Origin of the sequence: Microbacterium sp. PRF11, assembly GCF_031844085.1 — a bacterium.
Taxonomy (GTDB): Bacteria; Actinomycetota; Actinomycetes; order Actinomycetales; family Microbacteriaceae; genus Microbacterium.
Genome location: NZ_JAUZUP010000006.1, coordinates 60,830 through 83,436 on the forward strand (window position 1 = coordinate 60,830; position 22,607 = coordinate 83,436).

A 22,607-nucleotide genomic window follows, 5' to 3' on the forward strand; every position below is an offset into this window, starting at 1 on the left:
TCCTTCGTTGTGGTGGTGGATCACGCGGGCTGACGCGCCGCGACGGTGTTCTCGATGGCTGTGCGCATGAGCGCGTGCTGCTTCTTGACGAGATCGATGGGGTCGCTCTCGCCGAGGTCGCTGAAGGCGTGACCCTCCCACTCGCTGGAGAGGTAGCCCTCGTATCCCCCGTCGACGAACTGCGTGACGATACGGGGGATGTCCATGGCCGGTTCTTCGCCGTCGACGCCGATGTCGTAGAACTTCGCGTGCACGTGGAAGATCTGCGGCATGATGTCGAGCCACTCCTCCGGCGGCACGAGACCGTGCATGTTGAACGCCAGACGCGTGAACGGACCGAAGCGCAGCGGGTCGACGCCCTCGCCCGTGAGGTAGTCCTCGAATCTCTGGTTGCGCACGTGCATGGGCGCGGGCTCGCGCCAGATCTCGTCCATGACCGGGAAGTGCTTCTCGTCCATGCCCATCTGCCCGAGCGTGCGCAGCAGCGTCGGCGAGAGGGAGTGCATGGTCGACGAGAAGTCGGCGGTGAAGCCGAGGCGGTCGCTCCCGAGTTCGTCGTAGACCTCGCGGATCTCGAGCACCTTGGGATCGTTCGGCCCCGAGGGCGCGTGGATCTCGTACGCGAGTCTCTGGTCGTACTTCTCGGCGAGGGGCAGCAGACGGCGCAGCAGCTCTTTGCCGGCCGAGCGGATGACGACCGTCGAGAAGCCGAGCGTGTGCGCCGACTTCAGTTGACGGGCGAAGAAGTCGTGCTCCTCGTCGGGGGTCATGTCGCGGTCCTTGCGCCGACCCATGTCGAGGTTCGTGCCCACGCCGCTGGCTTCGAGACCGTACTTCTCGAGCGAGTCGAACCAGAGCGTGACGAAATCGGTGTCCACGTCGGGGTAGGAGCGCAGCAGCTGGGCGAAGTTGAACTCGACGCCCGGGCCGATCCCCTGGTCGTGCACCTCCTTGATCAGGGTCTCGGGGGTGTACTGCCCCGCGGCGAACTCGCTCGTCATCGAGTAGAGCGTGGTGCCGAGCTTGATGCCCGTGCCGGCGATGCCGGTTTCGTCTGTCATGTCGATCCTTGGGTCTGTCCGAGGGCGGTGGTCACGGTGGCTTCGACGGGCTCATCCACCTCGGCCGAGGTCCGCGAGCTGTCGAGGGGGTCCCTGAGCCTGTCGAAGGCTCAGGCGCGCACCGCGTGCGCGAGATGGTTGTCGAGGGCGTGGCGGGCCTCGGCGGCATCCGTGATCATCCGGGAGTCGGCGGCCTCGGCCGCGGTGCGCTGAATGGCCTGCTCGCCGCGGATGATCTCGAAGGGGCTCTGCCAGTGGTTCCAGTGCCAGCCCTCGTACTCGCTCGAGACGGCGCCGCTGTAGCCGTTCTCGACCAGCAGGGTGATGAGGTCGGCGACGGGCACCGAGGGCTCGTCGCCGTTCTCGTCGATGCCGAAGAACTTCCCGTGCACGTGCTTCACCCAGGGCATGATCTCGAGCCAGTCGTCCACGCGCGCCGGGCCGAACAGCCCGGTGCCGTTGATGCCGAAGTCGATGCCGAGGTCGGGCCGGCCGTGCTGGTGCCCGAGGCCGATGAAGCGGCCGAAGCGCTGGCCGTGCTCGGCCTGGTCGGCGGGAGGGCCCTGCTCGTAGTACTCGTCCCACAGCGCGACGACGGCCGAGAGCAGTTCCTCCGAGGCCCCTCGGCGACGGTAGGCCTCGATGAGCGAGGGCGCGAAGCCGCTGACGGTGGCACCCCAGTCCATCGTGAAGCCGAGGAAGGGCGAGCCGACCTTCTCGTAGCGGTCCCGCAGCGCGAGGATCCTCGGGTGCGACGCGTACTGGTCGGCGTGCACCTCGAGGGCGAGCGTGACGCCGTACTCCTCGGCGATGGGGGCGAGGGCCTCCATCGAGTCGGGCGTGATGGAGATCTGCACGCGTGCGATGGGGAAGCCGAGCTTCGCCGCGGCGGCGATCTGCTTGCGCATGTACGCCAGGAGTTCGTCCTGGTCCATGAGCTTGTCGGGGCGCAGGCCGATGTCGGCGTTGACGGCGAGCGAGGTGCGTACGAGACCCACCTCGTCGACGAGGTCGGAGAAGCGCCCCGCGAAGTGGTCGTCGATCTCGGGGAAGCCGCGGAAGCTCGAGAACCCGATGATCTCGAGCCCCGGGCCGAAGCCCTCGGCCGCGGTCTTGCGGATCAGCTGGTCGAGGTCGTACTCGCGGCCGTGGAACGCGCGGGTGAAGCTGTAGAGCGTGACGCCCTGAATGGGCGTGCCGAGCTCGGTCATGCGCGGGCCTCCTCGACCTGGCGGGCGGTCATCGTCTTGCTGTCGTGCTCCTCGATGTGCAGCACCTGGTCGTCGGCGATGATGATGTAGGGGATGAAGAGCTCGAGATTGACGCGGACCTCGTGCTCCCCGGCATCCATCGCCAGCTCTCCCGAGAGCACGGCCGAATCGGTGGGGAACCACCACTGCTCGGTGTTCGTCTTCATGTCGGCGAAGGTGAACTCCTCGCCGTTCATCTGCCATCGCAGAGAGTCGGTCGGCGCCTCGACCCCGTCGACGGCCAGCTTCGCGCCCGAGATGCAGGATGCCGGCAGCGCCCGGTACCAGGGCAGGCGCACCTCCACCGACGCCCGCCCGCCCGCGGCGGTGAGCGTTCCCTGCTCGATGATGCGATCCGGGATCACCGGGACCTCCTCGTCGGTGCGACCGGAGTCGCAGACCACTTTGTCTTGATTCCTACAGTCTAATGTCTGATTTCTGCATAAGCAAGGATCAGAAGGATGCCGAGACAGCGCCCGATCGTTCACGCGCGAGGATGCCGGCGATCTTGCGCGCGCCTCGCACCGCCAGGGCGACGGAGGTCACCGTGGGGTTGCACGCGGTGGCCGTCGGGATGACGCCATTGCCCGCGACGAACAGATCCGGGACACCCCAGACCTCGCTGTCGACATCGCACACGCTCGTGCCGTCGTCCACGAGACCCATGCGCGTCGAGCCCTGGTAGTGCAGGGACGAGCCGAGCGGCAGGGTGAACGGGCGGTCGCCGACCGGATCGCCGATCGCCTCGGCCAGACGCACGATCTCCTGCCGGGCCCGCTCCACCACCTCGTGATCACGGGCGGTGAGCCGGTAGCGGATGCGGGGAGCCGGCATCCCGTACCCGTCGACGTGCTCGTCGTCGAAGACGACGCGGTCGTCGGCCCGCAGATCCTTCGCGCAGAACAGGCCCAGGCCCACGATCGACCCCGGGACGACCGGGTCGTCCTCGGCGAGCGGAACGGGCGAGGCATCGAGCTGCATGATCTGGCCGTGGAAGGGCATGTCGTCGGTGAACGGCACCCAGCTGACGCCGCTGTACTCCGCGAGCCCGGCCGTCGGGGCGTCCTCCGCCAGCGGCGGCATGTCGCGCAGGCGCGAGGCGAAGACCACCTGCGCCTGATCGTTCAGATACCGCCCCAGCGCCTCCGGGCGCACGCCCGACGCCCACAGCAGCTGCGGCGTCCGCAGCGCATCGGCCGCGACGACGACGAAGCGCGCCGCGATCCGGTGCTCCTCGCCCGTCCGCAGATCGCGCACGATCACGCCGGCCGCACGGCCGCCCTCCACGATCACGCGCGTCGCGAGGGACTCGTCGAACAGAGAGAACCCGGGATTCTCCCGTGTCGCCTCGCCGAGGACGACGTCCGAGCCCGACCAGACCAGGCGCCCGTCGTCGCGGCGGTGCACGGCGAGCGGCATCCGCTGCACCTTGGTCTCATCGACGCGGCCCTCGTCGACCGCGGCCGACAGGCGTTCGCGCACGATCGCTCCGAACGGCGCCGAGTCGAAGGCGTTCCGCGTGACGCCCAGCAGCCGGTCGCCCTCGTCGAGCAGTTCGTCGAGGTCGTCGAGGAAGGCGATGCGCTCGCTGTCGTTCGGGCGCGGGCACGCGCCGGTCCAGTGCGCCGCCATGCCGCCGACGTTGCTGGACATCGCCACGACCGGCAGGCCGTCCTCTCCCTCGAACGCGTAGCCGTCCTCGAGGAGGAACGTGCCGGGGCGCGCGCCGCGCACACCGGCCCGGGCCGCGCCGGGGCTCGCGACCTTCTCGCCCCGCTCCCCCGGGCCCTCGGACGCGACCTGCGCGCGAGCGCGCTCGGCGGGGTCGGCGATGTTCTTCACGTGCGCGCCCGGCGGGTCCGACACCGTCGGTCCCACCTCGAGCATCGCGATCGTCGCGCCGGGGGCGCGCTCCGACAGGACGCGCGCGTAGGCCGCGCCCGTGGGGCCGCTGCCGACGATGACGACGTCGACCGCCTCCGGATACCGCCGCCCGCTCATGCTGCGCGCGCGATCTCGACGACGTGCGCGACCGAGGCCTCCGACGCGGTGGTCGGGTAGTACTCCAGGCCGACCGGCCCGTCGTAGCCGCTGTCGCGCAGGAGGCGGAAACGCTCCGACCAGTCGAGGTCACCGGTGCCGGGCTCGCCGCGCCCGGGGGCGTCGGCGAGCTGCACGTAGTGGATGAGGTCGCCGGCGTTCGCCAGCTCGGCCTCCATGTCCTCGCCCTCGACGGCCGAATGGTAGATGTCGTACAGCACGCCGAACTGCGGTGAGTCCACGCCGCGCGCGACGTACACGCCCTCCGCGGTGCGGTCCAAAAGAGAGCCGGGGTGGTCGACGCGGACGTTGACCGGCTCGAGCACGAGACCCACGCCCGATCCCTCGATCTGCGCGATCGCCTTCCGGTAGATCTCGACGAGCTTGTCGAGCTGCACCTGACGCTTCCACCCGCCGAAGCCCGTGCCGCTGCCGACGACGATGCGTGGGCAGCCGAGGTCGCGCGCGATGTCGACACCCTCGTCGAGCTTGCGGAAGAACTCCGAGTGGTCCCACGGCGGGATCATGAACTGCGTGCGGGGCTCGGCCAGTTGCGCGGTGAGCTGCACGCCGGTCTCCTCGAGCGCCGCCTTCAGCGCGGGCAGGTCCTTCGGGGTGGCCGGCGCGTCGACGCCGGTCGGACCCCACATCTCGACGGCGTCGAAACCGGCCGCAGCGGCGGCGCGGACGCGGTCCTGGTAGTCGCCGGCCTCGGTGAAGAGGAGCTCGATGTTGGGGGCGAGTTGGTACACGTCGGTGTCCTTTCGAGGGTCGTGCGGGCAGGGCGGAGCAGGATGCCGGTCGCTCCGGCATCCATCGATCGGGGGCCTCAGCCCTTGAGGCCTCCGGCGAAGCCCTGGATGAAGCGCTTCTGCGCGAAGAGGTAGAAGGCGAGGATGGGGATCATCGAGACGATGACGATCGCGAAGATCTTGTTCCAGGCCGAGACGAGGGAGCCGATGTAGTAGTACATGGCGACCGGGAGGGTCTGCTGGGCGGAGCCGCCGAGGAAGATCAGCGAGGTGAAGAAGTCGTTCCAGACGATCAGTCCCGCCAGAATCGCCACCGTCCCCGTGGCCGGGGACATGAGCGGGAGCACGATCCGGAAGAAGATCTGCGTCCGCGTCGCACCGTCGATGGTCGCGGCCTCTTCGTACTCCGTGCCGAGGCCCCGGAAGAAACCGGCGTAGAGGAAGATCGCCAGGGGCAGGAGCATCCCGGTGTAGAGGATGATCATGCCCCACGCGGAGCCGGTCAGGCCCAGCGATCGGGCGCCGATGTACAGCGGAACCGTGCCGAGCTGGGTCGGGAGCACGATCGCGACGAGGAACAGGTAGTAGACCACGCGGCTCCACCGGCGGGTGCTGCGGGCGATGACGTACCCGGTCAGCGAGCCGAGCAGGACCATCAACACGATGCTGCCGGCGGTGATCACGATGGAGTTGACCAGGCCCATCACGACGTTGGAGTTGCCGGTGGCGGTGAGCACCTCGACGAAGTTGCCGAAGTCGGGTGCCGCCGGAGGGGCGAGGGTCGAGGAGGTGATGACCTCCCGGTCGCTCTTCAGCGCCGTGGTGATGAGGAAGTAGAACGGCAGGAGGAAGGCGAGGGCGATCAGCCAGAATCCGAACTCGCGCAGGGCGGTGAGCTTCGTGTAGCGGAACATGTCAGTTCTCCTCGGAGCGGCCGCTGGTGACGCGCTGCTGCACGACGGCGAAGGCCAGGATGATGAGGGTCAGCAGCAGCGCGAGAGCGGCGCCGTAGCCGAAGTTGCCCAGGGCGAAGGACTGCTTGTACACCTGCGTCGCGAGCGTCTCGGTCGCGGCGGCGGGCCCTCCCCCGGTGAGGGCCATGATCTGGTCGAACACGCGCAGACCGTTGACCAGCCCCAGTGTGGTCGCGATTGCGACGGCCGGACGGATCGAGGGCAGAGTGACGTGCCAGAAACGCTGCCAGAGGTTCGCTCCGTCGATCGCGGCGGCCTCCTCGATCTCCACAGGTACGGCCGCCAGGCCTGCCATGTAGATGACCATCGCGAAGCCGATGTTCTGCCAGACGAGCACGACGAGGATCGTCCAGATGGCCCAGGTCGGATCCGCGATCCAGGCTCGGGCGACCGAGTCGAGCCCCATGCCGCGCAGCAACAGGTTCAGCGGGCCGTTGTAGTCGAAGATGAACTTCCAGATGTAAGAGGTGGCGAGCGGACTCAGCACCACCGGCATGAAGAAGAGGGTGCGGAGCACGTACCGGGTCTTCAGCCCCCGGTTCAGCCCGAGCGCGAACGCCAGGCCCAGAATGTTGCTGAGGATCACCGAGCCGAAGGCGAGGAACAGCGTGTTCCACAGCGCCCCGAGCTTCGTGGGGTCCTGGAAGATGCGGACGAAGTTGTCGAGACCGATGAGCTCGAACGCCCCGATACCGGTCCAGTTGGTGAACGCGAAGAACCCGCCGACGCTGGTGGCGACGTAGTGGATGCCGATGACGAACAGGATGCCGGGCAGAGCCCACCACCAGTAGCCGAACTTCAGCAGGCCCGTGCGTCGCGGGCGGGGCGCGGACCGGCGGCGGTCACCGCGGCGGGGCAGGACCACACGCTCGGTCTCGGTGGCGGCGACTTCGCCGGCTCGGAAGGTGGTGCTCATCACGTCCTCGTCATCCTCGATGGGGGGGGGTGCGGCTCCGCCGCCCGGGTCCAGGGGCCCGGGCGGCGGATGCACTCAGTTGCCCCAGGCGGCGTCCATGGCCTGCAGGGCCTGGTCGATGCTCGTCTGACCGGTCAGCAGACCCTGACCGCCGACCTGCAGCGCCTCGTAGACCGAGGGGTTGGGCCAGATGTTGTTCGGCAGCGGCGTGTACTTCTTCTCCTTGAGCAGGTCGGCGACCGGCTCGTAGATGGTGCCCGTGAGGTCGAGGGTGTCGAAGGCCGAGACCGGCAGCTCGCCGGAGAGCTCGTAGTAGCGCTGCTGCTGGGCGGGCTCGGCGAGCCACTCGAGGAAGTCCTGCGCGCCGGCCTTGTTCTTGGCCTTCGCGTTGATGGACATCGTGTAGTTCGACGAACCGAGCACCATCTGCTCGCCCCCGTTCTCGGCGGGGAACGGCTCGACGGCGAACTCGGCCTCGGCCGGGGCGGCCTGGGCGATCTCGACGGCGGCCCCCGAGGGGATGAAGCTGCCCACCGACTGGCCCTGCGCGAGACCGTTGGTGATGGCGTCGAAACCGCCGCCCTCCGCGCCCGGCTGGAAGCAGCCGGCGTCCTTCAGGTCGACGAAGGTCTGCATCGTGTCCTTCCACCCCTGGCTGTCGGCGAAGGTGACCTGGCCGTCGGCGCGCTGTTCGTTCCAGTCGGGCGTCTCGGCGTAGACGCGAGTGGCGGAGATGGCCTGCAGCGTGAGACCGACATTGGGGCCGGCGGCCCCGGCGAGGGCGAGCAACGAGGCGCCCTGGCCCTGCAGCGCCGAGCAGGCGGCGTCGAGTTCGCTCATCGTCTTCGGGAACTCGGTGAGTCCCTTCATCTTCAGCGTGCCGAGGCTGGCCACGACCGATCCGATGGTGAAGTCCAGCGGCTGGCCGTACACCTTGCCGTCGACGGTGTACACGCTCTCGCTGCCGGGAATGATGAGCCCCTGCGCGGTGTCGCCGAGGGGCTCGAGGAAGCCGGCCTCCGCGAGCGGCAGAATGCTGCGGGCGTCGCCCGAACCGGGCGTGGTCTGGATGACGTCGGAGGCGTTGCCGGCCTGCAGCTGCGTACGGATGGTCTCGCCGTACTTGTCGTTCGGGGTCGGGTTGGTGGTGATGGTGACGCCGGAGTGCTGCTCCATGTACTCCTTGGCGAGCGTCTCGTACGGGCTCTCGAGGTTGTTGGAGGTGGCGTAGGTGAAGGTGAACGAGTTGGCGTCACCCCCGGCGTCACCCGAGCCGGAACCGGAGCATCCGGCGAGGACGAGCGCGGCCGTGGCGGGAAGAGCGAGAAGACCTGCGATCCGCGGAATGCGGCGATGCTGAGTCATGGCAGCCTTTCTGACGACGTTGTCGGCGACCCTTCGGTGGAGCGCCTGTGCTGTGTTTCTCAGTATCCGCGGCATGTGCAGAAAAAGCACATAAGTCTTCGCGATGCGGTACATAAGGCCCGGGACCATCGCCCACGAGAATGCGCCCTAGGCGTGCCATAGATGTCGTTGATACACTTCCGCCACAGCTTTCCCGAGCGGAGGATCACGCAGTGGTGACCGACCACGCGACGTTGTCGCGCCTCGACCTCAACCTCCTGGTGGCGCTCGACGCGCTCCTGACCGAGCGCAGCGTCACGCGCGCGGCCGAGCGCCTGCACCTGAGTCAGCCGGCGCTCAGCGCTTCCCTCTCGCGACTGCGCACCCATTTCGACGACCAGATCCTCGCGCGCCGGGGGAACACCTACGAGCTCACGCCGTTCGCGATCCGCCTGACCGAGCACACCAGCACGGCGCTCGAGGCCGCGCGCCGGGTCTTCGAGAGCCAGGCCTCCTGGTCGCCCGCCGAGTCGACGCGCGAATTCTCGATCTACGGGTCGGACTACGGCTTCGTCACCGTGGGAACGATCGTCTCGCAGCTCGCCGAAGAGCGGGCGCCCGGGGTGCGCTTCCGGTTCATGCTGCACAACCCGGGCATCGTCGAGGATGCCGCCACGCGGCTGCGCTCGGCCGACGGGATGGTCATCCCGCACGGGCCGGTCTCGGAGCTGCCCCACATCGACCTGTGGCAGGACGACTGGTTCGCCGTGGTCTCCGACGACAACGACGACGTGGGCGAAGCCCTGTCGATGGACAACCTCGCGGAACTCCCGTGGGTGCTCACCTTCCAGTCACGATCGGCCTTCACCTCGGCCGCGCGGCAGATGCAGCAGCTGGGCGTGGAGCCGCGCATCGAGGTCGTCCTGGAGAGCTTCCTCTCCGTCGGGCACTTCGTCAGCGGCACGCGCCGCGTGGGACTCGTGCAATCCGCCCTCGCCCCGCACCTGCTGCGCATCGGCGGCCTGCGGGTGGTTCCGCTGCCGTTCGCCGCGAGCCCCCTCGTCAGTGCCCTCTGGTGGCATCCCTCGCACAGCCGTGACCCCGAGCACGAATGGATGCGCGGGTTGTTCGCCGAGGCGGGCCGGCGGATCGCCGCCGGCCACGCCCCGGTCTGACCCGGGTCGCCGCCCCCACCGCCCCGGGTCAGACCGCCGCCGTCACCGCCCGCATCGACGCGCGAATGAGGTCGTGCTGGCGCCGCACGAGCAACAGCGGGTCGACCTCGCCGAGCTCGGCGAAGGCGTGGCCCTCCCACTCGCTCGACCAGAAGCCGCGGTACCCGCCCTCGACGAACACGCGCACGAGTTCGGGATAGTCGATCGCGGGCTCCTGGCCGCTGTCGTCAATGTCGTAGAACTTCGCGTGTACGTGCAGGATCTGCGGCATGATGTCGGCCCATTCGCGGGGATCGACGTGCCCGTGCATGTTGAAGGCGAGGTGCGCGAAGGAGCCCAGGCGGCCCGGGTCGAAGTCGCGACCGCGGAGGTACCCGAGGAACTCCTGCTGACGCGCCTGCATCGTGGCATCCGTCGCCCAGATCTCCTGGAGCTTCGCGACGGCTGCGTCGTCGAGGCCCGCCCGGCGCACCGCCCGCAACAGGGTCGGCGACATCGCGTGCATGGTCGAGGAGAAGTCGGCGACGAACCCGAGCAGCGGTGAGTCGAGTTCGGCGTACGTCTCGCGCACGCGGAGGATCGGCTCGGCGTTCGGGCCCATCGGCGCGTGGATCTCGTACGCGAGCTTCAGCTCGAGGTCTTCGGCGATCGGCAGCAGCCGGCGCAGCAGCTCGGGCTTGGCGCTCTGGATGCGCACGAGCGGGAAGCCGAGCTTCTTCGCCCCCTCGAACATGAGCGTCGAGAAGGCGAACTCCTCGTCGGGCGTCATGTCGCGGTCGCGCCGGCGCCCCATGTCGAGATTCGCTCCGAACGAGCTCGCGACGAAGCCGTGACGGTCGAACGCCGCGCGCCAGGTGCGCTCGAACTCGTCGCTGACCCGAGGGTAGGTCGGCAGCACCTGGGATGCCACGATCTCGATGCCCGGACCGATCCCGAGCTCCGCGACGCGGTCGAGCAGCCCGTCGAAGTCGTAGTACCCCGCGCGGAACTCGGCGCTGGCGGAGTAGAGCGTGAGCCCGAGCTGGAAGGGGTCGCCGTCGGCGGCCGGCGGCGGGGGCGCCACCTCGGACACGAGCGCCGGGGGCGCGGCATCCGCATCGACGACCGTGAGGCTCTTCACGTCATGCACGACGTTCGGCACGTACATCCCCGGGCCGCCGTCGGCCCCGGGCGCGATCTGCATGTACGGCAGGCGCAGCTCGCCGTGCAGCACGACGTCGTGGGTCTCGCCGAGGGCGACCGGCGTGGAGCGGCGCGCGACGAGGAGCGGGTGCTCCTGCAGGAACCAGAGCCGTTCGCTCTGCTCCGGCAGCTCGTCGAGCCGGTAGGAGGTGTCACCGAACTCGACGCGGAGGTCGTCGGCATCCACCTCCTCCCCGTCGACGGCGAGGGCGAGGGTCGTCACCGACGAGAGCCAGAGGCTGCGGTACCAGGGGATCGTCAGGCGCAGCGCGAGCCCGTCGGGGTGCGTGCGCAGGCTGTCGTCGTGGATGAGTCCGTTCGGCACGGCGTTCCTCAGAGCCGGTCGGCGATCTGACGGATCAGCGAGTGCTGACGGCGCACCTGCTCGATCGAGCGCCACGGTTCACGCTCGCCCTCGTACTCGCTGGAGAGGTAGCCCGTGTAGCCCGCGTCCTTGAGGGCCTTGAGCACCGGCTCCCACGGGATCTGCTTGTCGTCGAGCTCCTCGTCGATGTCGTGGAACTTCGCCTGGATGAAGACCACGTTGTCGATGACGTCGAACACGTCGTTCGGGTCGACGTGGATGCCGTCGAGGAACGCCGGGCGCTGGCCGGGCAGCTCGCCGGGCTTGAGCGGGATCGGGCGGTCCTGGAAGATCCCGGTGTCCAGCAGCAGGCCGAAGTGCTTCGTGCCGGTGCGGCGGATGAGCGCGATGTAGTCGTCGACGACCTCGTGCTTGATCGGGGTCGGCGAGTGGATCTCGGGGCAGATGACGACGTCGAGCTCCTCCGCGAGCGGGAGGGATGCCTCCACGACCTCGGTCCAGATCGGGTGCGGGATGAGGTCGCTCGAGACGACGCCGATCTTGGGTCGCACGAAGCGGAAGCCGAGGCGCTTGGCGAGCCGCAGGTCGCGCTGCAGAGCCGCAGCACCCTCTTCGACCGTCATGTCGCGACCGTTCGGGCCGCTGGAGTGCAGACGCGTGTCGATCCACGAGCCCATGTTGGTCGGCTCGAGGCCGTACTTCTCCAGCAGAGCGAACCACTGCTCGACCCACTCGTCCGAGGGGGTCGGGTAGTTCGGCACGTGCGCCTCGCCGAGGATCTCGAGACCCGTCGCGCCGAGGTCGGCGATCGAGGCCATGGCCGTCTCGAGGTCCATGACCGTGCCGTAGTCGCTCATGTAGCTGTACAGCGAGACGCCGTAGCGGAAGGGGGCACCGGATGCCTCGGGCGCGAGGGTCACGTGTTTGGTCACGCGGTAGGTGCTCGGCTGGTGCTCCTGCGGGATGTACGACATGCGCAGGCGCAGCTCGATCGAGAGCTCGTGCACGCCGTCGGGAAGGCCGCCGGGAAGCGGAACCGTGATGATCGCGGCGTCCTCGAGCGGCCAGCGCACGCCGTCGCCGTCCCACAGCTCGGCGAGCGTGTACTGCTGCCCCTGAAGGGTCCACAGCGGCACGTCGGGCGCGACGTCGACCAGACCGGGGATGCTCACCCCGATGCCGTCGATGAGCGAAGCGGCCATGCCGCGGTACGACGGCATCCGGACGCGGAACTGGAAACCGGTGATCTCGCCGTTCTCACGGACGTTGCGGAATCCGACGGACTGGATGAGGTCTCTTTCGAGAAGCATCGTCGCTCCTTCTGTGATGGGATGCCGTCGACGCTACCCGACTTTTGTTGCAAACAGACATAAGGGGATGTGATGCCGCGCATCAGCGAGCCGCGGGCGCGGATCGCTTGCGGCGCGATCCAGGCCGCGGGTACCGTCCGAATCCGAACCGACATTCGGATTCAGTCCTTTCGCCGCGGGACCCGCCCGCGGCCCGCCGATCGCTCGAAGAGGAGCACCCCATGGCACGACCGCTGAAGATCCTCGTCGTCGGCGCCGGTATCGGCGGCCTGAGCACGGCGTCGGCGCTGGCCCGGACCGGCGCGACGGTCGACGTGATCGACGACAAGCCCGAGATCAGCGTCGCCGGCGTCGGTTTCGGACTGCGCATCAACGGCCTGCGCGCGGTACGCGAGATCGGCCTCCTGCAGGAGGTGCTCGAGATCGGCCACCCCGCACCGGGCATCGACAACTACGACGCCGAGGGCAATCTCCTCAGCACGATGAGCTACGGCACGCAGGACGAGGGCCTGCCCGGCTGCGTGACGATGTCGCGCATCGCGTTCCTCGAGCTCGCCGCCCGCCACGCCCGCGAGAACGGCTGCACCTTCCGTATGAGCACGACCGTCGCCGACATCGCGCAGCACGATGACACCGCGACGGTCACCTTCAGCAGCGGCGACCGGGCCGAGTACGACCTCGTCCTCGGCTTCGACGGTCTGCACTCGCAGATCCGCCGGGACTACTTCGGCGAGAAGTACGCCCCCCGCCCGGTCGGCGGGGTGGCGTGGCGCGTGGGCCTGCCCAACCGCCGCAAGATCATGCAGCCCATCATCTGCCAGGGCTACGGCGGCAAGATCATGCTGACCCCGCTGTCGGAAGACCTGATGTACATGGTGCTCACCGTGGCCGAGGAGGGGCGCCCCCGCTACGACGCGAGCCGGATGGCCGAGATCATGCACGATCGGGCGGCCTCCCTGACCCGCGGGTCCGCCTTCCTGTCCGACGCGCTCGACGACGTGCGCCACGCCGAGAACGTCGCCTACACGCCGTATTCGACCGTGTGGGTGCCCTACCCCTGGTTCCGCGGCCGCGTGATGATCATGGGCGATTCGGCTCACACCATGACCCCCTACCTCGGTTCGGGAGCGGCGATGAGCATCGAGGACGGAGTCGTGCTCGCGCAGGAGCTCGCGCGCAACGACTCGGTGCTCGACGCCCAGCTCGATTTCATGAAGCGCCGCCTCCCTCGTGTGCGAGCCGTGCACGAACGCTCGATCGAGTCGATGCTCGAGGAGTTCGACTCCGTCACCGACGAGACCTACCGGGCGCGCGTCGAGCACCTCCGCCACGACGAGCCCATCGCCAACGAGTACGCAAACCGCCTCCTGCGGATGCCCTACTGACGCCGAGGAGACGAACGTGTCGCACCTTTCCCCCCCTCGCACCCTCGTCGTGGATGCCGCGGACGAGGGCGTCTTCCGCCCCCTGAACGGCGTGGGGGGCGTACCCGGTCCGGTCGCCGGCCACCCGCAGTTCCCCGACATGACGCCGCTCTGGCGTGAGGCCGGCGTGACGGTCGTCCGGTCCTTCGACTGGGTCTCGCGCCTGGACACGCGGAACAACCCGACCAGCCTCTTCCCCGACTGGAGCGCCGACGTCGACGACCCGGCGAGCTACAACTTCGCGGCGACGGATCAGTGGGTGGAGGCGGTGCACGCCGCCGGGGCCGAGGTGATGTTCACGATCGCCAGTTCGATTCCGCAGAACAAGCTCCCGGCGGAGGACCTCGAGGCCTATGGCCGGGTGGTGGAGCACATCGTGCGTCACTACTCGCGAGGGTGGGCCGACGGGCCGACGAAGCCCGTCCGTCTCTACGAGTTCGGCGACCAGCCCGACTTCGGGCCCCTGCACTTCGCGGGCCGACCGGAGGAGTTCTTCGCGATGTACCGCGCCTTCTGCGAGGCCGTGCAGCGCGTCGATGAGACCCTGACCGTCGGCGGGCCGGCGATCGCCTTCCCCCTCGAGGCCGACTCCCCCTATCGCGAGGGCTTCCTCCGTTTCGTGCGGGAGAACGACCTGCCCCTGCACTTCTTCTCGTTCCTGTGGTTCACCGACGGCTCTCGCGATCCGCTCGACTACCGCTACGTGTCCGAGCGGCTGCGTGAGGTCCTCGACCGGTACGGGTTCACCGAGACCGAGCTGACCCTCTGTTACTGGAACTACCTGGCGGTGCCCAGCAGCTCCGCGCCGCCCGCCGAGAAGGGCGCCTTCCAGGTCGCCACCGCCATCCACCTGCAGGACACGGTCATCGACCACGCGTTCTTCTTCCGCGCCGACAGCGGGATCGATCCGCACTACGGCTTCGTCGACCCCGGCGGGGTCGGCGACGTCGAGGGACGGCCCGACGAACGCTCCCGTGCCCTCTCGCTCGCCGGGCGCGCGATGCGCGGCCGCCGTCTCGCGGCCCGGGGCGGCGACGAATCGGGGCTCGCGTGCATCGCCGGCCGAGAGGATGCCGTCGTCCGCGTGCTCGTGTCGAACTACGTGGCCCCCGACAGCGCTCTCGCGCCCCGCGACGAGGACCGGTTCACCTTCCGCATCCCGATCGGCGAACAGCGCATCGAACTCGGGCTGACCCTGCCCCCGCAGCGACCGGGACTCGCCTCCGCGGGAGCGACCTCGGCTCGGATCGAGATCCACGGCCTCCCCTGGAACGACGCCGACGTCGCCGTCACCCGGACCACCCTGGACGGCGGCGTCCACGGCCCCGTCCGCGCTCGCGTGTCGGCATCGGGCAATCTCGTCGTCGACGACGTGGACCTGCCGCCCCAGTCGGCCGTCCTCGTCGAGGTCCGAGCCGCCGGGTAGTCTTCCGGCGGCAGGACGCGCAGAACGGAGCGACCATGACCTCGCGATCCACCGGCCACGGTGTGGCCGAACCGAAGCAGCAGCGCAGTCGGGACTCCTTCGCGAAGGTGCGCTCGGCCGTGCTGCAGCTTCTGCGCGAGCGCGGCACCGGGCAGTTCTCGCTCGCGGAGGTCAGCGCCGCCGCGGGCCTGTCCGTCGGATCCATCTACGGTCGGGTCGCCGGCAAGGCGGAGCTGCTGCGCGTGGTGCAGAGCGAGGAGTTCGACCGTGTCGACGCGGAGACGGAGCTGCGCGTCGGCGGCGCCGCCGAACCCGCCCACACCTTCGAGCAGGCGACGACGGCCATCGTCGGCGCCTACTCCGACATCCTGCGCCGCAACCGCGACGTGTTGTCGCCCTTCTTCCTGCTGGGCGTCGAGGATCCCGTCATCCTGCGCCGCGGTCGCCGATCGGGCGACGCCGGCCAGGAGGTGTTCGTGCGAGCCCTGCTGTCCGCCGCTGAGGAACGCGGGGTCGACCTGAGCCGCGAGCGGGCGGAGTGGGCGTTCGAGATCGTCTACAGCCTGCACATCCGCCACCTCGGTCTCGGAGTGGCGACGACGGCGAGCCTCGACGGCCAGTACGACTCGGTGACGCTCCTGCGCCGCCTGGCCGACACCGTGCATCTGATCCTGGCCGACAGCCAGCGGATGCACACCTAGTCGATTCCGACACATCACACCGGATCAGGCACGGATTGCGATGGCGCCGGGGTCAGCCCTTGCCGCCGGGAGGACCCGCGACCAGCAGCACGACGAACACGAGCGCGACGACCGCCACGAGAACGAGAGCGAGCACCGAGGGGCGGCGAAGGAAGAACCGCAGGAGCCGATCGATCGGCCGCCGATCCCGCGGGTCGTCGCTCTCGTCGAACCGCCATCCGCCGCGCAGGCGGCCCGTGCGGTGGAGCCAGATCTCGGTGGGGACGGTCGCGTAGGGAATCACCGCGCTGACCACGGCGAGGGCGGTCGGCCCGAAACCCCACCGCTGGTTGAGCGCGACGAGGACAGCCGTCGCGCCGTACGCGAGGAAGACGAATCCGTGGATGCCGCCCCCGATCGTCACCGCGAGCGGGAGATCGGCCGCAGCGCGCAGGATCAACCCGCCGATCAGCAGCGTCCACGAGACCGCTTCGGCGATCGCGAGGGTTCGGAACAGGGCCAGGGGCGTGCGGAACACGTCTCTCCTCGGGAGGGTCGGGGGCTTCCCACCCTACGGAAGACGCTCCGGCGGTACCGGGGCACGCCTCGACGTCGAAACGTCACTCGACCGGCTGGTCGTCTCCGTCGAGCGAGTCGTCCGAGCGATCCGCTTCGGCCGCGGTCGACGTGTCGGGCTCGGGGCCGGGCTCGATCGGGGGCTTCTCGCGGTCGGCATCCATGACTCCACTTCACCAGATCGACGAGCACTCCCCACGCCCTTGACGGCCGCCGTGCCGTCCGTTCTCCTGAGTCTCGGCGCGCAGCGCCCGGCCACCCCCTCGGTCGGTACCCGTCCGGCTCGCGCCCGCCTCGCCGTACTCCTGCACCCCGGCGCCTCCCCCGCACCCCCGGGCGCACGCCCGCCTCGCCGTACTCCTGAACCCCGGCGCCAGCCCGGGCCCGCGCCCGCCTCGCCGTACTCCTGAACCCGGCCCCACCCCACACCCGGAGGCTCCCGCCGGCCGGCCGGGTTCGGCGGAATCCCGCCCCACGCTCCCCCGCACCCGAACGCTCCGCCCCCACGTCTCAGGAGTAACGCCGGCCGGACCACCCACCGCCACACCGCGCCCGCCCAGACCCTCAGGAGTTACGCGAGCCCGGGCCGCCCACGCCGACCCCACATCTCAGGAGTCACAGGGCGCCCGCCCCACCTGCCGCACTTCCACATCTCAGGAGTTGCAGGACGCCCGCCCCACCTGCCGCGTCCCCGCGTCGCCCTCCGCGAGGCGCGTAGGGTGGACGGGTGGCGGAATCCCGGGGGCGTGTCTGGACCGGGGTCATCCGCGTGGGGCCGCACCGCGGTGATCACCGCGTCGCCGTCCGCGCCGTGCTGAGTGTCGGCATCCCCCTCCTCGTCCTCCTGGCGCTCGGCCGCCTCGAGCTCAGCGTGTACGCGAGCTTCGGCGCGTTCGCCGCGCTCTACGGCCGGACTGACCTGCCCCGTCTCCGCGTGCGCATGCAGGCCGTTGCCGGCTCCGTCCTCGTTTCGTGCATGCTGGTCGGCACCGCCCTCTCCGCGCTCGCGACCCCCGCGATCGCGAGCGTCGCGGTCGTCGCCGTGCTCGCCGCGGTCGTCACCCTCTTCGCGTACCGGGCGCAGTGGCATCCGCCCGGCGCGCTGTTCGCCGTGTTCGCCGCCGGCGCCACCGCGAGCTTCCCCGCGTCCGGCGCGACGTTCCTCACCGTGCTCATCGTCGGCGGCGCGAGCGTGCTGTGGAGCCTTGTCGTCACCGTCGCCTTCGTCCTCGCGCGCCGCGGTTCGTGGCGGCTCCCGGCCCGCACCCGCCCACCGATCGGCGAGGTCGCGTGGGAGATGACGGCGACCGTGGGCGTCGCCGCTCTTCTCGCCGGCGTCATCGGGGCGCTGCTCATCGGCACGCACTGGTACTGGGCCATGGTCGGCGCCGTCGCCGCCGTCGGCGGCGCGCACGTCACCGCGCGACTCATCCGCGGTGTGCAGCGACTGGTCGGGACGCTGCTGGGCGTGCTGATCGCCGCGGGCCTACTCGCTCTCGACCTGCCGCCCTGGGTCGTCCTGCTGGTCGCGGTGGCCCTGCAGGCCGGGGCCGAACTCTTCGTCGGTCGCAACTACGGCATCGCGATGCTCTTCATCACCCCGCTCGCCCTGCTCATGGTGTCGCTCGCCTCGCCCGTGGCACCCGAGATGCTGCTGCGCGACCGCGTGATCGAAACGGTCATCGGCGTCGCGGTCGGAACGATCGTCGCCATCGTGTCGGCGGGGATCCGCCGCCGGTCCGCGAGAAGCTGAGGGCAGCATGGACACCAGACTCTCGACCGACGCCGCCGAGCGCATCAGCGCCGGGTGCTACGGCGCCCTCGTCTCGGCATCCACTCTCATCGGTCTCGGCGAGGCAGATCTGAGCGACGTGATCCTCGTGGTCGCGCTCACGAACGTCGTCTACTTCGCCACGCACGTCTTCGCCTACACGCTCGGCGACACCTCGCCCGACCGCCCGTCGAGGATCTTCCGACACCACCTGCGCGTGAGCGCGCCGATGGTGTCGGTCACGTTCCTGCCGCTGCTGGTGGTCGTCCTGCTCGTCGCCTTCGGTGTGGACCTCGGTACCGCGTTGCTGTGGGGCGTCGGTGTCGCGATGGCGTACCTCGTGATCGTCGCCACGGCCGGGGCGCGCCTGCGCGGGTACTCCGCTCTCGTCGTCGTGGTCACCGCCGTGGGCGCGGCCCTCGTGTCGGCGCTTCTCATCGTCGCGAAGCTCCTCCTGCACTGACCGGAAGGCTCTCTCATCACTCCTCGACTCACCGTCGTCGGCGCCATCAACGTCGACCTCACCGCCCGCGTCCACCGCTCCCCCGGCCCCGGTGAAACCGTCGCCGACGGGGTCCTCGACCGCGGCCCCGGCGGCAAGGGCGCGAACCAGGCGGTGGCAGCCGCCCGCCTGGGCGCCGACGTGCGGCTCATCGGCGCCGTGGGCGACGACGCGGACGGTCACGGCATCCGGGACCGCTTCGCCGCGATCGGCGTCGACGCCTCGGGCGTGCAGACCGCCGAGGCCGCGACGGGAACCGCCCTCATCGTCGTGGACGCATCGGGCGAGAACTCGATCGTCGTGTGCGCGGGTGCGAACGCCGCGATCGACCCCGACGCGCTCGGGATCGAGACCGGCGCCGCGGTGCTGCTGCAGTTGGAGGTGCCGGATGCCGTCGTCTCGGCCGCCGCACGCGCCGCCGGCTTCCTCGCGGTCAACGCCGCCCCCGCCCGTCCCCTCCCCGCCGAGGTGCTCGAGCGGTGCGACCTCGTCATCGTCAACGAGACCGAGTACGCCCAGCTCCCGGAGGTGCACGACGCTCCCTTGCTCTGCGTGACGCTCGGGGCCGAGGGCGCCCGCCTCTACCGGAGCGGCGAGCTCGTGGCATCCGCCGCCGGAGTCCCGACCACCGTGCGCAACACGGTCGGAGCGGGTGACGCGTTCTGCGCGGCCCTCGTCGTCGGGCTGCTCCGCGGAGACGCCGAGGCCGACGCCCTCGCCCGCGCGTGCGCCGTCGGGTCGGCCGCGGTCGCCGACGACGCCTCCCAGCCGGCACTCGACGCCCTCGACACGTACGGAGTCCCGGCATGACCCGCCGTCCGATCCTCGTCGACTGCGACACCGGCATCGACGACGCGCTCGCCCTCGCCTATCTGCTGGCCGAACCCTCGGTCGAGATCGTGGGCGTGACGACGGTCTCGGGCAACACGGATGCCGCCCGCGCGGCCGCCAACACCCTCTCGCTGTTCGAGCTCGCCGGCGTCGACGACATCCCCGTCGCCGTCGGGGCGCACGACTTCCGCGGCCGCGCGTACGCGGGCGGCGCCCCGCACGTGCACGGCGACGACGGGGTAGGCGGCATCGCGCTGACCGCTGCCGCGCGCGCCCACGATGCCCGTCCCGCCGTGGAGCTCATCGATCACCTGGCGCAGCGGCATCCGGATCTCACCGTGCTGGCCCTGGGTCCGCTGACGAACCTGGCGGCGTACGCCGAGGCCCCGGGGGTGCCCGCCTTGGACCGCCTCGTGGTGATGGGCGGCGCGTTCGCGCACTCCGGCAACGTCACGGCGTGGGCCGAGGCGAACATCCACAACGATCCCGAGGCGGCGGCCGTCGTCTTCGCACAGGACTGGGACACCACCCTCGTGCCCCTCGACGTGACGATGACCCAGACCCTGGATGCCGCCGACCTCGTCCGCCTCGAAGCGATCCCCGGCGCATTGCCGCAGGCTCTCGCCCGCATGCTGCCGGCCTACCTCGACTTCTACGCCGGGGTGTTCCCCGGCCGCCGCTGCGCGCTGCACGATCCGCTGGCGGCGATGGTCGCCGCGGGGGCGCTGCGCGGGGTCAGCGTCTCGTCGGGCACCGTCGAGGTGCGCCTCGAGCGCGGCGAGCGAGGGCGGACGGTCTCATCGAGCGGTTCCCGGACGCAGCGCTGGGTGCGCGGCATGGAGGGCTCCGCCGTCGAGGTGCTGCTGGACCGCCTCGAATCGCGGGAGTGGCCGGCCTGACCGGCGGGTCTCACCCCGCGTCGCAGGTGCGGAAGACGTAGGCGTCGTCGTCGGATGCGACGAGGTCGTGGTCGCGAAGGATCATGGATGCCGCCCGCCCGGTGTCATCGCACGCCTCGGCGAACCCGCGCTCGCCGAGTTCGTCGGTGTACTCGATGTCGAGGACGACCGGGTAGACCGAGGTGTAGGCGTCGCACTCCTCGAACCGCACGCACGACTCGGTGACGGCGAAGTCGTAGCCGACGCCGCGTACCCGTTCGGTCAGATCGGCCGTGTTCTTCTGCGCGATGGCCAGCCCGGCGTCATGTGCTGCCCGGGCGTAGGCGGCGGCCAGGTCGAGGTTGTCCTGCGCGGTCAGCGCTCCGCCCGAGCGGGTGTACGAGTCGAGGTTGTCGATCTCGACCGCGTCGTACCCGGACGCCGCACAGCCCCGGATCCATTCCGCGACGATCTCGAGCAGCGCCGCCCGCTTCTGCGGGGTGGACGTGTCGAAGAGGTACTCGTCGGGCCATCCGGCGTCGACCAGCGGCTCCCCGTTCGAGAACAGGACGAGTTCGGGGCGTTCCCGGGCGAAGACCTCGGACTCCGCGGGCTGGGTCTGGAACCCGTTCACGTAGCAGATGTCGTACCCGACCCCGGATGCCGCGGTCGTCCGGTCCCGGGCCACGACCGTCACCCCCGCGGGCGGGTCGTAGGCGCCGCCCAACTGATAGTCGAACGCGGCGCCCAGAGCGGGCAGGGTGATCTCGGAGGTCGCCCCCGCTGCCGGCGGGGCATCCGGGGTCGGCGCGCAGCCAACGAGGGCGGTCGCCAGGATCACGGTGGTGGCGACGGCTCGGATGACGGAGATCGTCCGAGCGCGCCTCGGCTCCTCGCCGGCGACGGTCACTCGCCCCGGCCGAAGCGCCGCTTCAGCCACGCCGTCGCTCGACCGGTGTGCCGGTCGGTGAACTCGTTCGCGAGCTGGAACGACTCTTCGCCGATGTCGGCTCCGGCGTTGATGGCCTCGATCGAGCGGAGCGCGCGCCGCTCCTGCTCGTCGTCGTCGCGTCCCATGTGCTCCATCGTAGGAGCGGGCGCGAGCGGGGGCGCCGCGAACGACGAAGCCCGCCCCCGCGGTGTGCGGGAACGGGCTTCGATGTGCTGCGTGGGTCAGAAGTCCCAGTCGTCGTCTTCCGTCGCCTCGGCCTTGCCGATGACGTACGACGAGCCCGAGCCGCTGAAGAAGTCGTGGTTCTCGTCGGCATTGGGCGACAGAGCCGACAGGATCGCCGGGTTCACGTCGGTGACGGACGAGGGGAACATCGGCTCGTAGCCGAGGTTCATCAGCGCCTTGTTGGCGTTGTAGTGCAGGAACTTCTTGACGTCTTCGCTCAGGCCGACCGAGTCGTACAGGCTCTGCGTGTAGTGCACCTCGTTGTCGTAGAGCTCGTACAGCAGCGAGAACGTGTAGTCCTTGAGGTCCTGACGACGGGCCTCGTCGACGGTCTCGAGACCGCGCTGGAACTTGTACCCGATGTAGTAGCCGTGCACGGCCTCGTCGCGGATGATGAGGCGGATGAGGTCGGCCGTGTTCGTGAGCTTCGCGCGGCTCGACCAGTGCATGGGCAGGTAGAAGCCCGAGTAGAACAGGAACGACTCGAGCAGCGTCGAGGCGACCTTGCGCTTGAGCGGGTCGTCGCCACGGTAGTAGTCCATGACGATGCGAGCCTTCTTCTGAAGGAACTCGTTCTCGCTCGACCAGCGGAACGCCTCGTCGATCTCCTTCGTCGAGCACAGCGTCGAGAAGATCGACGAGTAGCTCTTGGCGTGCACCGACTCCATGAACGCGATGTTCGTGTAGACGGCCTCCTCGTGCGGGGTGATCGCGTCGGGGATGAGCGAGACCGCGCCGACGGTGCCCTGGATCGTGTCGAGGAGCGTCAGGCCCGTGAACACGCGCATCGTGAGCGTCTGCTCCTCGGGGGTGAGCGTGTTCCACGACTGGATGTCGTTCGACAGCGGCACCTTCTCGGGGAGCCAGAAGTTGTTCACCAGACGGTTCCAGACCTCGAGGTCCTTGTCGTCTTGGATGCGGTTCCAGTTGATGGCCTGCACGTGGTTCAGCAGCTGCAGCTTCTCAGCCATGGCGTTCTGCGTCCTTGATCTGTCTAGTCAGTGAGGGGTCAG

22 protein-coding genes are annotated in these 22,607 nt (G+C 69.7%); 8 read left to right on the forward strand and 14 right to left on the reverse strand.

Translation table 11 applies throughout. From position 1 onward, the window contains the following. Positions 1–20: 20 nt before the first annotated feature. From Q9R20_RS15240 to Q9R20_RS15275, 8 genes are all read right to left on the reverse strand, one after another. Positions 21–1,061 carry a TIM barrel protein gene (locus tag Q9R20_RS15240; protein WP_311250133.1) on the reverse strand — a complete coding sequence of 347 codons (1,041 nt, stop codon included), beginning with the start codon at positions 1,059–1,061 and terminating at the stop codon, positions 21–23. Between the two features lie 110 nt (positions 1,062–1,171). Then, positions 1,172–2,272 carry a TIM barrel protein gene (locus tag Q9R20_RS15245; RefSeq protein WP_311250134.1) on the reverse strand — a complete coding sequence of 367 codons (1,101 nt, stop codon included), beginning with the start codon at positions 2,270–2,272 and terminating at the stop codon, positions 1,172–1,174. Then, complete coding sequence (locus tag Q9R20_RS15250; protein WP_311250135.1) at positions 2,269–2,676, reverse strand: DUF6379 domain-containing protein; 408 nt, start codon at positions 2,674–2,676, stop codon at positions 2,269–2,271. The genes Q9R20_RS15245 and Q9R20_RS15250 overlap by 4 nt, the downstream gene beginning before the upstream one ends. An 88-nt stretch (positions 2,677–2,764) precedes the next feature. Next, positions 2,765–4,312: a GMC oxidoreductase gene (locus tag Q9R20_RS15255; protein ID WP_311250136.1), complete on the reverse strand. Its 1,548-nt coding sequence runs from the start codon at positions 4,310–4,312 to the stop codon at positions 2,765–2,767. Next, entirely contained in the window at positions 4,309–5,103 is a 795-nt protein-coding gene (locus Q9R20_RS15260; protein WP_311250137.1) for a TIM barrel protein, read from the reverse strand. Before Q9R20_RS15260 ends, Q9R20_RS15255 begins: the two co-directional genes overlap by 4 nt. 77 nt (positions 5,104–5,180) lie before the next feature. Then, positions 5,181–6,017, reverse strand: a complete 837-nt coding sequence (locus Q9R20_RS15265) for a carbohydrate ABC transporter permease (protein ID WP_311250138.1) — start codon at positions 6,015–6,017, stop codon at positions 5,181–5,183. Position 6,018: 1 nt separating this feature from the next. Further along, the gene (locus tag Q9R20_RS15270; RefSeq protein ID WP_311250139.1) at positions 6,019–6,993 is read right to left on the reverse strand and encodes a sugar ABC transporter permease; all 975 of its coding nucleotides are present in this window, start codon (positions 6,991–6,993) and stop codon (positions 6,019–6,021) included. Positions 6,994–7,068: 75 nt separating this feature from the next. After that, the gene (locus Q9R20_RS15275) at positions 7,069–8,358 is read right to left on the reverse strand and encodes an extracellular solute-binding protein (RefSeq protein WP_311250140.1); all 1,290 of its coding nucleotides are present in this window, start codon (positions 8,356–8,358) and stop codon (positions 7,069–7,071) included. A 215-nt stretch (positions 8,359–8,573) separates the two neighbouring features. Here Q9R20_RS15275 and Q9R20_RS15280 point away from each other — a divergent pair, with 215 nt between their 5' ends. Beyond that, positions 8,574–9,512: a LysR family transcriptional regulator gene (locus Q9R20_RS15280; protein WP_311250209.1), complete on the forward strand. Its 939-nt coding sequence runs from the start codon at positions 8,574–8,576 to the stop codon at positions 9,510–9,512. Positions 9,513–9,540: 28 nt separating this feature from the next. Here the strand turns inward: Q9R20_RS15280 and Q9R20_RS15285 are convergent, their stop codons facing one another. Then, on the reverse strand, positions 9,541–11,019 hold the full coding sequence (locus tag Q9R20_RS15285) for a DUF6379 domain-containing protein (RefSeq protein ID WP_311250141.1): 1,479 nt from the start codon (positions 11,017–11,019) through the stop codon (positions 9,541–9,543). Between the two features lie 8 nt (positions 11,020–11,027). Next, positions 11,028–12,329: a DUF6379 domain-containing protein gene (locus Q9R20_RS15290; protein ID WP_311250143.1), complete on the reverse strand. Its 1,302-nt coding sequence runs from the start codon at positions 12,327–12,329 to the stop codon at positions 11,028–11,030. Between the two features lie 221 nt (positions 12,330–12,550). Here Q9R20_RS15290 and Q9R20_RS15295 point away from each other — a divergent pair, with 221 nt between their 5' ends. Genes Q9R20_RS15295 through Q9R20_RS15305 form a run of 3 tightly spaced genes read left to right on the forward strand, consistent with a single transcriptional unit; the run spans position 12,551 to position 15,880 of the window. Then, a complete protein-coding gene (locus Q9R20_RS15295) occupies positions 12,551–13,714 on the forward strand; it encodes an FAD-dependent monooxygenase (RefSeq protein ID WP_311250144.1) in 1,164 nt (387 codons plus the stop codon). Between the two features lie 16 nt (positions 13,715–13,730). Continuing rightward, entirely contained in the window at positions 13,731–15,179 is a 1,449-nt protein-coding gene (locus Q9R20_RS15300; protein WP_311250145.1) for a GH39 family glycosyl hydrolase, read from the forward strand. A 35-nt stretch (positions 15,180–15,214) separates the two neighbouring features. After that, positions 15,215–15,880 carry a helix-turn-helix domain-containing protein gene (locus Q9R20_RS15305; protein ID WP_311250146.1) on the forward strand — a complete coding sequence of 222 codons (666 nt, stop codon included), beginning with the start codon at positions 15,215–15,217 and terminating at the stop codon, positions 15,878–15,880. A gap of 52 nt (positions 15,881–15,932) precedes the next feature. Here the strand turns inward: Q9R20_RS15305 and Q9R20_RS15310 are convergent, their stop codons facing one another. Continuing rightward, complete coding sequence (locus Q9R20_RS15310) at positions 15,933–16,397, reverse strand: DUF3817 domain-containing protein (RefSeq protein ID WP_311250147.1); 465 nt, start codon at positions 16,395–16,397, stop codon at positions 15,933–15,935. Positions 16,398–17,162: 765 nt separating this feature from the next. On the opposite strand from Q9R20_RS15310, the gene Q9R20_RS15315 reads away from it, so the two are divergent. The 4 genes from Q9R20_RS15315 to Q9R20_RS15330 are packed head-to-tail and all read left to right on the forward strand — an operon-like array spanning position 17,163 to position 20,438. Continuing rightward, positions 17,163–18,188, forward strand: coding sequence for an FUSC family protein (locus Q9R20_RS15315; protein WP_311250148.1), 1,026 nt, complete (start codon positions 17,163–17,165; stop codon positions 18,186–18,188). A 7-nt stretch (positions 18,189–18,195) separates the two neighbouring features. After that, positions 18,196–18,669 carry a hypothetical protein gene (locus tag Q9R20_RS15320; protein WP_311250149.1) on the forward strand — a complete coding sequence of 158 codons (474 nt, stop codon included), beginning with the start codon at positions 18,196–18,198 and terminating at the stop codon, positions 18,667–18,669. A 15-nt stretch (positions 18,670–18,684) separates the two neighbouring features. Beyond that, positions 18,685–19,518: a ribokinase gene (locus Q9R20_RS15325; protein WP_311250210.1), complete on the forward strand. Its 834-nt coding sequence runs from the start codon at positions 18,685–18,687 to the stop codon at positions 19,516–19,518. After that, entirely contained in the window at positions 19,515–20,438 is a 924-nt protein-coding gene (locus tag Q9R20_RS15330) for a nucleoside hydrolase (RefSeq protein ID WP_311250150.1), read from the forward strand. The genes Q9R20_RS15325 and Q9R20_RS15330 overlap by 4 nt, the downstream gene beginning before the upstream one ends. A 10-nt stretch (positions 20,439–20,448) precedes the next feature. On the opposite strand, the gene Q9R20_RS15335 is transcribed toward Q9R20_RS15330, so the two are convergent. The 3 genes from Q9R20_RS15335 to nrdF form a co-directional block, all read right to left on the reverse strand. Beyond that, a complete protein-coding gene (locus tag Q9R20_RS15335) occupies positions 20,449–21,327 on the reverse strand; it encodes an endo alpha-1,4 polygalactosaminidase (RefSeq protein WP_311250151.1) in 879 nt (292 codons plus the stop codon). Beyond that, positions 21,324–21,494: a hypothetical protein gene (locus Q9R20_RS15340; protein ID WP_311250152.1), complete on the reverse strand. Its 171-nt coding sequence runs from the start codon at positions 21,492–21,494 to the stop codon at positions 21,324–21,326. Before Q9R20_RS15340 ends, Q9R20_RS15335 begins: the two co-directional genes overlap by 4 nt. Positions 21,495–21,590: 96 nt before the next feature. Beyond that, complete coding sequence (nrdF, locus tag Q9R20_RS15345) at positions 21,591–22,565, reverse strand: class 1b ribonucleoside-diphosphate reductase subunit beta (protein WP_311250153.1); 975 nt, start codon at positions 22,563–22,565, stop codon at positions 21,591–21,593. Positions 22,566–22,607: the final 42 nt, after the last annotated feature.

Excerpts from the sequence above, each read along its gene's own strand:
- Q9R20_RS15275 (WP_311250140.1), bottom strand. The coding sequence starts at position 8,358 with ATGACTCAGCATCGCCGCATTCCGCGGATCGCAGGTCTTCTCGCTCTT.
- Q9R20_RS15320 (WP_311250149.1), top strand. The coding sequence starts at position 18,196 with ATGGACACCAGACTCTCGACCGACGCCGCCGAGCGCATCAGCGCCGGG.
- Q9R20_RS15305 (WP_311250146.1), top strand. The coding sequence starts at position 15,215 with ATGACCTCGCGATCCACCGGCCACGGTGTGGCCGAACCGAAGCAGCAG.
- Q9R20_RS15270 (WP_311250139.1), bottom strand. The coding sequence starts at position 6,993 with ATGAGCACCACCTTCCGAGCCGGCGAAGTCGCCGCCACCGAGACCGAG.
- Q9R20_RS15330 (WP_311250150.1), top strand. The coding sequence starts at position 19,515 with ATGACCCGCCGTCCGATCCTCGTCGACTGCGACACCGGCATCGACGAC.
- Q9R20_RS15240 (WP_311250133.1), bottom strand. The coding sequence starts at position 1,061 with ATGACAGACGAAACCGGCATCGCCGGCACGGGCATCAAGCTCGGCACC.
- Q9R20_RS15255 (WP_311250136.1), bottom strand. The coding sequence starts at position 4,312 with ATGAGCGGGCGGCGGTATCCGGAGGCGGTCGACGTCGTCATCGTCGGC.
- Q9R20_RS15265 (WP_311250138.1), bottom strand. The coding sequence starts at position 6,017 with ATGTTCCGCTACACGAAGCTCACCGCCCTGCGCGAGTTCGGATTCTGG.
- Q9R20_RS15290 (WP_311250143.1), bottom strand. The coding sequence starts at position 12,329 with ATGCTTCTCGAAAGAGACCTCATCCAGTCCGTCGGATTCCGCAACGTC.
- Q9R20_RS15245 (WP_311250134.1), bottom strand. The coding sequence starts at position 2,272 with ATGACCGAGCTCGGCACGCCCATTCAGGGCGTCACGCTCTACAGCTTC.
- nrdF (WP_311250153.1), bottom strand. The coding sequence starts at position 22,565 with ATGGCTGAGAAGCTGCAGCTGCTGAACCACGTGCAGGCCATCAACTGG.
- Q9R20_RS15295 (WP_311250144.1), top strand. The coding sequence starts at position 12,551 with ATGGCACGACCGCTGAAGATCCTCGTCGTCGGCGCCGGTATCGGCGGC.
- Q9R20_RS15340 (WP_311250152.1), bottom strand. The coding sequence starts at position 21,494 with ATGGGACGCGACGACGACGAGCAGGAGCGGCGCGCGCTCCGCTCGATC.